Below are 6,857 nucleotides of genomic sequence, written 5' to 3'. Positions count from 1 at the left end.
GTAACGGGGCTCAAGCCATGAGCCGAAGCTTAGGATGCATTTATTGCATGGTAGCAGAGCGTAGTGTGAAATAACTTCATTCCTCCTTGCTAGGTTCGCCTAGATTGGAGGAGAGAAGTTTTCGATGAAGCCGGGGCGTGAGCCATCCGGTGGAGAGATCACTAGTGAGAATGATGACATGAGTAGCGACAAACAGGGTGAGAGACCCTGTCGCCGAAAGTCCAAGGGTTCCTGCTTAAAGTTAATCTGAGCAGGGTAAGCCGACCCCTAAGGCGAGGCCGAAAGGCGTAGTCGATGGGAATCAGGTTAATATTCCTGAGCCAGATGGTAGTGACGGATCTCGAGGGTTGTTCTTCCTTATTGGATTGGAAGGGCCGCTTAGAGGTTCCTGGAAATAGCTCCATCATCAGATCGTACCCTAAACCAACACAGGTGGACTGGTAGAGAATACCAAGGCGCTTGAGAGAACTATGTTGAAGGAACTCGGCAAAATACCTCCGTAAGTTCGCGAGAAGGAGGCCCAGTTTCTACGCAAGTATTGACTGGGGGCACAAACCAGGGGGTGGCGACTGTTTACTAAAAACACAGGGCTCTGCGAAGTCGCAAGACGACGTATAGGGTCTGACGCCTGCCCGGTGCCTGAAGGTTAAAAGGAGAGGTGAGAGCCTTGAATTGAAGCCCAGGTAAACGGCGGCCGTAACTATAACGGTCCTAAGGTAGCGAAATTCCTTGTCGGGTAAGTTCCGACCTGCACGAATGGCGTAACGACTTCCCCGCTGTCTCCAACATAGACTCAGCGAAATTGAATTGCCTGTCAAGATGCAGGCTTCCCGCGGTTAGACGGAAAGACCCCGTGCACCTTTACTACAGCTTCACATTGGCATCAGGCCAAGCATGTGCAGAATAGGTGGTAGGCTTTGAAGCAGTGACGCCAGTCATTGTGGAGCCTCCTTTGAGATACCACCCTTGCTTTGCTTGATGTCTAACCGCGGTCCGTTATCCGGATCCGGGACCCTGTGTGGCGGGTAGTTTGACTGGGGCGGTCGCCTCCTAAAGCGTAACGGAGGCGCGCGAAGGTTGGCTCAGAGCGGTCGGAAATCGCTCGTTGAGTGCAATGGCAGAAGCCAGCCTGACTGCGAGACTGACAAGTCGAGCAGAGTCGAAAGACGGCCATAGTGATCCGGTGGTCCCGAGTGGAAGGGCCATCGCTCAACGGATAAAAGGTACGCCGGGGATAACAGGCTGATGGTGCCCAAGAGTCCATATCGACGGCACCGTTTGGCACCTCGATGTCGGCTCATCTCATCCTGGGGCTGGAGCAGGTCCCAAGGGTACGGCTGTTCGCCGTTTAAAGAGGTACGTGAGCTGGGTTTAGAACGTCGTGAGACAGTTCGGTCCCTATCTGCCGTGGGTGTAGGATACTTGAGAGGAGTTGCCCCTAGTACGAGAGGACCGGGGTGAACGATCCACTGGTGTACCAGTTGTTCCGCCAGGAGCAGTGCTGGGTAGCTATGATCGGACAGGATAACCGCTGAAGGCATCTAAGCGGGAAGCCCCCCTCAAAACAAGGTATCCCTGAGAGCCGTGGAAGACCACCACGTCGATAGGCCGGAGATGTAAGTGCGGTAACGCACTCAGTTGACCGGTACTAATTGCTCGATAGGCTTGATTTGATCCAGTAGAAGACAGTCTTCTATGGACATATCAAAAGCATACTGCACTACACAGAAAGTCTTCTTGACTTTGATGTTTGTAAGTTCGAACCGAGTTCTTTTTCGGTTTGGTGATCATAGCGCAAGCAAAACACCCAGTTCCATCCCGAACCTGGCAGTTAAGTGCTGTAGCGCCGATGGTACTGCATCTTAAGGTGTGGGAGAGTAGGTCATCGCCAAACCTAATAAGAACTCAGTTTGAACACCTCTCTTACGATGCACCTCAAACCTATCTTTCTGGACTTGAGGTTGCGCTTTTGGCGCGGGATGGAGCAGCCCGGTAGCTCGTCAGGCTCATAACCTGAAGGTCGTAGGTTCAAATCCTACTCCCGCAACCAAATACACCGCCCCGCAGCACTGCGTTGGGCGGTTTTTCTATATGTAGTTGTGCAATGATGCAGGGTGATTATCGCTTTATTTGCCCCTAAAGTGCTCCAAAACCAGAAAGGCGTAGCGGATGTCCGTCATGATCAAGGTTGATAATCTAAAAAAGATCTACGGCTCTGGTTTTGAAGCCCTGAAAGGAGTCTCCATTGAGATCAAGAAAGGCGAGATCATTGCCCTTCTCGGTCCAAACGGCGCAGGCAAGACCACGCTAATCAGCACGATCTGTGGCATTACCGTCCCTTCTAGCGGATCCGTCCTTGTTGGTGGCTACGATATTGCAAAAGACTATCGTCACACCCGCGAGATGATTGGGCTCGTCCCTCAGGAAATTGCTTTGGAGCCGTTTGAGGCCGTTATAAGTACCGTCAGATTTTCTCGTGGTCTTTTCGGCAAACCCCGCAACGATGCCTACATCGAAAAGATTTTGCGTCAACTAAGCTTGTGGGACAAGAAAGACGCCAAAATACGCGAGTTGTCGGGCGGGATGAAGCGCCGTGTTCTGATTGCCAAAGCCCTCAGTCATGAACCGCAGGTTCTGTTCCTGGACGAACCAACTGCAGGCGTTGACGTCGAATTGCGCAAGGATATGTGGGATGTCGTGAGTGATCTTAAAGCCAGCGGCGTGACTATTATCCTGACGACCCACTATATCGAAGAGGCCGAAGAAATTGCCGATCGCATTGGCGTGATCAATCATGGCGAAATTCTTCTCGTTCAGGAGAAAGAAACGTTGATGCAGCAACTGGGACAAAAGCAGTTGCGGATTGATCTTTCCGAACCTGTTCATTCCGTGCCAGATGCGCTGGCGCAATATGGCCTCGATCTCGCGCCTGACGGCGCATCGCTGCTCTATACCTATGATGCCACGGGCGAGCGCACAGGTATTACCACCCTTTTGGCCGATCTGCAGTCCGCAGGGCTTGTGATGACCGATATTCAGACACAACAAAGTAGCCTTGAGGATATCTTTGTCGGTCTGGTGAAGGAAAAGCAATGAACATTTCGGCGATCAAATCCATCTACGTTTACGAAATGGCGCGTTTCTTTCGGACGCTGGCCCAGTCGTTCCTGTCGCCCGTCCTTTCGACCTGTCTGTATTTCGTCGTGTTCGGCACCGCGATTGGCAGCAGGATCGATACAGTCGATGGCGTCAGCTACGGTGCATTTATTGTCCCGGGACTGATCATGCTCTCGGTCATGACACAATCGACAAGCAACGCCAGTTTTGGCATCTATTTCCCCAAGTTCATCGGCACGATCTACGAGCTCTTGTCGGCACCCGTAAACTTCCTAGAGATTGTGATCGGATATGTCGGCGCGGCGGCAACGAAATCGATGTTTATCGGCCTGGTCATCCTCGCTACGTCGTTCTTCTTTGTTGATATAACGATCCAGCATCCGTTCGCGATGATAGCCTTTCTCACACTGACCTGTCTGTCGTTCAGCTTGCTTGGGTTCATCATCGGGATTTGGGCGGGAAATTTTGAGCAGCTCCAGCTGATCCCCCTCCTTGTGATTACCCCGCTTGTGTTTTTGGGGGGCTCTTTTTATTCGATCAGCATGCTTCCTCCCATCTGGCAGACGATCACGCTATTCAATCCTGTGGTCTACCTTATTTCGGGCTTTCGCTGGTCCTTCTTTGGCGAAGCGGACGTGGACGTAACGATCAGCCTGATTGCGATAGGCGGCTTCACGTTGCTCTGTATGGCTGTGATCTGGTGGATCTTCAAAACCGGCTATAAAATCCGCAGTTAGCGATAGGCGTATCCGATTTACCACATGCCCTTGTAGCCGCGCGTGCAGCACTCTACATCCGAAGTATGAAACGCTGGATACCCTTTATGAAATCCGACCCTGTTGTGTCGGTGGTTCGTCTCAATGGCATGATCGCAAGCGGGCCACGGGGTCTGAATGATCAAGGCGTCGCTGGTATGATTGAAAAAGCCTTTGGCAAAGGAAAGCCGAAGGCGGTTGCCCTCGTGATCAACTCCCCTGGCGGAAGCCCCGCGCAATCGTCACTGATCGGTGCCCGTATTCGCCGGTTGGCCGATGAAAAAGACGTTCCCGTCTACGCGTTTGTCGAAGATGTGGCTGCGTCTGGCGGCTATTGGCTCGCGTCGGCCGCCGACGAAATCTATGTTGATCCAACGTCTGTTGTTGGCTCTATCGGTGTGATTAGCGCAGGTTTTGGGTTGCATGGTCTGATCGAAAAATACGGTGTTGAGCGGCGGGTCTATACGGCTGGCACATCAAAAAGCATGAATGATCCGTTCAAACCCGAAAACCCCGAAGATGTTGCGCGCCTCAAAACCATTCTTGAGCAGCTTCACGAGACATTTAAAGCCCAAATAACCGGATCACGTGGCGACAAGCTGGCTGATCGGGATTTGTTCACAGGTGAAATTTGGGTGGGCCAAAAAGCCGTTGAGGTTGGTTTGGCTGACGGCGTTGCCCATCTGGTTCCCAAGATGAAGGATCAATTTGGCGATAAGGTTCAGTTTCGTGTTTACGGGCAGAAAAAACCGCTATTGGCCAGACTTGGTGCCCGTGTTTTAGACGACACACTTGATAGCCTAGAAGAACGTGCGTTGCGCGCGCAGTTTGGCCTCTGACGTGCTGGTAAAAATCGTCTCTCTTTTTCTGATTGGCATGGTCGTGTTGGCGATGTTCGGTCGGCTTCGGTTTCCTGGCCAAGCCCGACTGGCCAGCGCCAAGTGCAAATCATGCGGACGTTTTCGGATCGGCAAAGGTCCCTGCGCCTGCGGGGCTTCTAAATGACGATGCCGCTTTTGTTGACGGGCTTGGGCCTTGTGATCTTGCTGTTGGCAGGTGATGCATTGGTGAAAGGCGCTGTGAATTTTGCGCTTCGCCTTGGTATCCCCGCGCTGATTGTCAGTCTGACCATTGTCGCTTTTGGTACCTCCGCGCCCGAGCTTTTGATCGCAACGGCCGCGATTTCTGATGGGGCACCTGCGATTGCTTTGGGCAATGTTGTCGGGTCCAACACTGCGAATGTATTGCTTGTTCTAGGTGTGCCGGCGTTACTGGCGGGGCTTCATACGGCCGATTGCAACACCCGTAAGACGTTTGTCTACATGATGGCGGCAACGGTTTTGTTTATTGGCGTGTGTTTCTTTGGGCCGATCACTTGGATGCATGGCCTGCTGTTACTGGCGGTTCTCGTTGCCATTCTACTTGATCAGTTCTTCGAAGCGAAACGGCACCGCGATGCGGCTGCTGAGTTAGAAGAGCCCGAAGGTGCCGACCCAGATATGCCTTGGTGGCAGATCATCGGCTATTTGCTATTGGGGCTGATCGGTTTGCCCCTTGGTGCGGATTTGCTTGTCGATAACTCAGTCATCATCGCGCGCAGCTTTGGCGTGTCCGAGGCTGTCATCGGCCTAACCCTGATTGCGATTGGAACCTCTCTGCCAGAGTTGGCCACAACTGTTGCGGCGGCTTATCGCAAACAAGCTGATGTCGCGCTTGGCAATGTCATTGGCTCAAACATGTTCAACTTGCTGGCCATCATCGGGCTGTCCAGTTTTGTCGGCAATATTCCCGTTGATCCTGAATTCCTGCGCTTTGATCTGTGGGTCATGCTGGCATCTTCGCTCATTCTGATCCCATTTGTCTTTTTCAAGGTCAACTTGCTGCGGCCTGCTGGCATCGTTCTGACCACGCTCTATCTGGCGTATATGTTTATATTGCTGGTCTAAGGGGCGGGTTATGAAAAATGCATTGGTCACGGGCGCGGGCAAACGACTGGGCCGCGCCATGGCGCTTTATCTGGCGGACCGGGGGTTCGATGTTGCGGTGCATTACGCCAGCTCACGCGCGGCAGCAGACGAAGTTGTCGCACTGATCAAGGCCAAGGGTCAAAACGCGGTTTCTGTTCGAGCGGATCTGTTGGTTGAGGACCAGACCCAAGCCTTGGTGCCATCTGCGATGACGGCTTTGGGTGGCCCGATCACGTGTTTGGTCAACAATGCCTCAATCTTTGAATATGACACCATCGAAAGCGCCACACGCACCTTGTGGGACCGTCATCTCGAAAGCAATCTGCGTGCGCCCTACGTGTTGACCCAAGCTGTTGCGCAACATGCGCCCAAAGGGGCAGTGGATGACGCGGGCGAACCGATTGCGCAAAGTCTTGTGATCAACATGATTGACCAGCGTGTGCGCAAACTGACACCTGAATTTTCGACCTATACGATTGCAAAGATGGGGCTGTGGGCGCTGACCAAAACAGCCGCGCAAGGGCTTGCCCCCGATATCCGTGTCAATGCCATCGGACCTGGCCCGACGCTTCAAGGCGGCCGTCAATCATCTGAACATTTTGCAAAGCAACGTGCAAATACGGTTCTGGGTCGCGGCGCCAACACCACGGATATCACGGCGGCTCTGGGCTATTTCCTTGATGCGCCGGCAATCACGGGGCAGCTTTTGTGCGTGGACGGCGGGCAGCATCTTGCTTGGCAAACACCAGATGTTTTGGGCGTCGAATAATCTGACCTAGGGGCACTTATGCACCAGACCACACGGCCGTTACATTTTCGTTACTAAAACCTTAATGATTTCAATCGCTTGAGGTTTGAACAAAAAATATCCCTTTTTATCAATACGTTAGGTTTTTGCCCATTTTTTGAGCAAACCAACGAAGGGCCCAAAAACATTAGGAAATTTCGAAATCCCCAAAGATTTTCCACGAAGTTATCCACAGCATTCGTGGATGCCTTTGCTCTTGCCCTGCCCTGT

5 protein-coding genes, 1 tRNA gene and 2 rRNA genes (1 of these 8 running past the window's edge) are annotated in these 6,857 nt (G+C 52.6%); all 8 read left to right on the top strand.

Going from position 1 to position 6,857, the window contains the following annotated elements:
• Positions 1-1,673 (top strand): 23S ribosomal RNA (locus L1065_RS06570) (it extends 1,159 nt beyond the left edge of the window).
• 106 nt (positions 1,674-1,779) lie between these two features.
• Positions 1,780-1,894 (top strand): 5S ribosomal RNA (gene rrf, locus L1065_RS06565).
• Positions 1,895-1,973: 79 nt separating this feature from the next.
• Positions 1,974-2,050: transfer RNA gene (locus L1065_RS06560), tRNA-Met, on the top strand.
• 119 nt (positions 2,051-2,169) lie between these two features.
• On the top strand, positions 2,170-3,096 hold the full coding sequence (locus L1065_RS06555; protein ID WP_237094674.1) for an ABC transporter ATP-binding protein: 927 nt from the start codon (positions 2,170-2,172) through the stop codon (positions 3,094-3,096).
• The gene (locus L1065_RS06550; protein ID WP_237094673.1) at positions 3,093-3,854 is read left to right on the top strand and encodes an ABC transporter permease; all 762 of its coding nucleotides are present in this window, start codon (positions 3,093-3,095) and stop codon (positions 3,852-3,854) included. The genes L1065_RS06555 and L1065_RS06550 overlap by 4 nt, the downstream gene beginning before the upstream one ends.
• A gap of 65 nt (positions 3,855-3,919) precedes the next feature.
• The gene (locus L1065_RS06545; RefSeq protein ID WP_237094672.1) at positions 3,920-4,711 is read left to right on the top strand and encodes a S49 family peptidase; all 792 of its coding nucleotides are present in this window, start codon (positions 3,920-3,922) and stop codon (positions 4,709-4,711) included.
• A gap of 168 nt (positions 4,712-4,879) precedes the next feature.
• A complete protein-coding gene (locus L1065_RS06540) occupies positions 4,880-5,818 on the top strand; it encodes a calcium/sodium antiporter (protein WP_237095171.1) in 939 nt (312 codons plus the stop codon).
• A gap of 10 nt (positions 5,819-5,828) precedes the next feature.
• Entirely contained in the window at positions 5,829-6,608 is a 780-nt protein-coding gene (locus L1065_RS06535; RefSeq protein ID WP_237094671.1) for an SDR family oxidoreductase, read from the top strand.
• Positions 6,609-6,857 lie beyond the last annotated feature (249 nt).

Origin of the sequence: Nereida sp. MMG025 (assembly GCF_021654165.1) — a bacterium.
GTDB lineage: Bacteria > Pseudomonadota > Alphaproteobacteria > Rhodobacterales > Rhodobacteraceae > Nereida.
This window is presented reverse-complemented; position numbering and strand designations above follow the sequence as displayed.

Bases quoted from the DNA above. Each gene is read 5' to 3' on its own strand.
- L1065_RS06555 (WP_237094674.1), top strand. From the start codon at position 2,170: ATGTCCGTCATGATCAAGGTTGATAATCTAAAAAAGATCTACGGCTCT.
- L1065_RS06550 (WP_237094673.1), top strand. From the start codon at position 3,093: ATGAACATTTCGGCGATCAAATCCATCTACGTTTACGAAATGGCGCGT.
- L1065_RS06545 (WP_237094672.1), top strand. From the start codon at position 3,920: ATGAAACGCTGGATACCCTTTATGAAATCCGACCCTGTTGTGTCGGTG.
- L1065_RS06540 (WP_237095171.1), top strand. From the start codon at position 4,880: ATGCCGCTTTTGTTGACGGGCTTGGGCCTTGTGATCTTGCTGTTGGCA.
- L1065_RS06535 (WP_237094671.1), top strand. From the start codon at position 5,829: ATGAAAAATGCATTGGTCACGGGCGCGGGCAAACGACTGGGCCGCGCC.